This window comes from Actinacidiphila sp. bgisy167 (assembly GCF_965342175.1).
GTDB lineage: Bacteria > Actinomycetota > Actinomycetes > Streptomycetales > Streptomycetaceae > Actinacidiphila.
This window is the reverse complement of sequence record NZ_CBDRBL010000180.1, coordinates 1-2458: the sequence shown is the minus strand read 5'-3', so window position 1 is coordinate 2458 and position 2458 is coordinate 1. Positions and strand designations below refer to the sequence as shown.

Annotated in this window: 2 protein-coding genes; both read left to right on the top strand. The window is 73.2% G+C overall.

Annotated features, from left to right (window positions below; all coding sequences use genetic code 11):
* Nucleotides 1-206: 206 nt before the first annotated feature.
* A complete protein-coding gene (locus ACRWND_RS30575; protein ID WP_431955188.1) occupies nt 207-1157 on the top strand; it encodes a GlxA family transcriptional regulator in 951 nt (316 codons plus the stop codon).
* A 238-nt stretch (nt 1158-1395) separates the two neighbouring features.
* Nucleotides 1396-2394: a type I glyceraldehyde-3-phosphate dehydrogenase gene (gene gap / locus ACRWND_RS30570; protein WP_431955186.1), complete on the top strand. Its 999-nt coding sequence runs from the start codon at nt 1396-1398 to the stop codon at nt 2392-2394.
* The last annotated feature ends 64 nt before the right edge of the window (nt 2395-2458 follow it).

Below are 2458 nucleotides of genomic sequence, written 5' to 3'. Positions count from 1 at the left end.
GGGGGGGGATGCGCCCCCCCCCCCCCCCCCCCCCCTCGTCACGGGGCCCGACGCCTTGGCGGCGTCTGGTCGGCGGGTGGTGCCCGCCGCCCGGTGGCAGGATGCTTGCGGTGACCGTCCACCCCGCCATCGGGGCGGGAGAGCCGGGTCGGCAGCGCAGTCGGGGCCGGAAGACCCGTCGGGGCCGCAGAGCAGGAGGAAGAGCGTTGAGCCACGGGAAGAACCACCGGGTCGTCGTGCTCGTGCTGGAGGGCGCCAAGCCGCTCGACGTGGGGATCCCGGCGCAGGTGTTCGCCAGGCGGCCGAGCATGCCCTACGAGGTGCGGGTGTGCGGTGCCGCGCCGGGCCTGGTGACCGGCGGCGATGGACTGTCGTACCACGTGGCGGAGGGCCTGGAGGCCATGGAGCACGCGGACACCGTCTTCATCCCCGGCTACCGGGAGCCGGCGACCACCGAGCCCCCCGCGGCGGTCGTCGGCGCGCTGATGGCGGCCCGCGAACGCGGCGCCCGGCTCGCGGCCATCTCGACGGGAGCCTTCGCGCTGGCGGCGACGGGCCTGCTCGACGGCAAGCGGGCCACCACCCACTGGCACTACACGAAGGCCCTCGCCGAACGGCATCCGCTGGTACGGGTCGACGAGAACGTGCTGTTCGTGGACGAGGACGGGGTGCTCACCTCGGCCGGAGCGGCGTCCGGCATCGACCTGTGCCTGCACCTGGTGCGGCACGACCACGGCGTCGGCCTGTCCAACCATGTGGCGCGGCGTCTGGTGGCGGCGCCCTACCGCAGCGGCGGCCAGGCCCAGTACGTCCCCCGGAGCGTCCCCGAGCCCCTCGGCGACCTGTTCGCGAGCACCCGCGAGTGGGCTCTGGCGCACCTGGCGGAACCGCTGACACTCGACACGCTCGCCCGCAACGCCCGGGTGTCCGCGCGCACCTTCTCCCGGCGTTTCGTGGAGGACACCGGCTACACGCCGATGCAGTGGGTGCTGCGCGCCCGAGTCGATCTCGCCCGTGAACTGCTCGAGCGCACCGATCTGGGAGTGGAGCAGATCGCCGACCGCGTCGGCCTGGGCAGCGGCGCGAATCTGCGGCTGCACTTCCACCGCATTCTCGGCACCTCGCCCACGGAGTACCGGAACACCTTCTCGGCCTGAGGGGCATGGCGAGACTCTCGGCGCGACTCCAGGCGAGCTCTTGGCGCGACTCGGGGGCGGGGTGGTGGCGCTACTCGAGGGCGGGGTGTCGGCGCGACTTGGGGGCGGGGTGTTGGCGAGATCCTTGCGGTCAGTGGCGAAAAGTATGGCGGGATCCTTGCGCACCCTGTCGTCCACGCCACTGCCGCGGCGACCGCACGCCGCCCAGCATGGAGACGGCAAACGAAAGGAAACCGCCATGACCCGCATCGCCGTCAACGGATTCGGCCGCATCGGACGCAACACCCTGCGCGCCCTCATCGAGCGCGGCAGCGACCTCGAGGTCGTCGCCGTCAACGACCTCACCGCGCCCGAGTCCCTCGCCCACCTGCTCAGGTTCGACAGCTCCCTTGGCCGGCTCGGCCGCAGCGTCGAGGTGGACGGGTCCGACCTGGTCGTCGACGGACGCCGGATCACGGTGCTCGCCGAGCGCGAGCCGGCCGCGCTCCCGTGGGCCGAACTGGGCGTCGACATCGTGCTGGAGTCCACCGGCCGCTTCACCTCGGCGGACGCCGCCCGCGCGCACCTGACCGCCGGCGCCAAGCGGGTCCTGGTCAGCGCCCCCTCCGACGGCGCCGACGTCACCCTCGCGTACGGCGTCAACACCGAGGAGTACGACCCGGCCCGCCACGTCATCGTGTCGAACGCGTCGTGCACCACGAACGCCCTTGCCCCGCTCGCGTCCGTGCTGGACGATCTGGCCGGCATCGAGCACGGCTTCATGACCACGGTGCACGCCTACACCCAGGAGCAGAACCTCCAGGACGGACCGCACCGCGACATGCGCCGCGCCCGCGCCGCCGGCGTGAACATCGTGCCCACCACCACCGGGGCCGCCAAGGCCATCGGCAAGGTGCTGCCGAGGCTCGACGGCAAGCTCTCGGGCGACTCGATCCGCGTGCCCGTGCCGGTGGGCTCGATCGTCGAGCTCAACACCACCGTCTCCCGCGAGGTCACCCGCGAGCAGGTGCTGGAGGCCTACCGCGCCGCCGCCGACGGCACGTTGAAGGGCATCCTCGACTACGCCACCGAGCCCCTGGTCTCCAGCGACATCACCGGCCACCCGGCCTCGGCGATCTTCGACGCCGCCCTCACCCGCGTCGACGGCCGCCACATCAAGGTGGTCGCCTGGTACGACAACGAGTGGGGCTTCTCCAACCGCGTCGTCGACACCCTCGAACTCCTCACCCAGGGCTGACGACCCCGGGGGGGGGGGGGGGGGGGGGGGGGGGGGGGGGGGGGGGGGGGGGGGGGGGGGGGGG

Coding starts and splice junctions, on each gene's coding strand:
- gap (WP_431955186.1), top strand. CDS start 1,396: ATGACCCGCATCGCCGTCAACGGATTCGGCCGCATCGGACGCAACACC.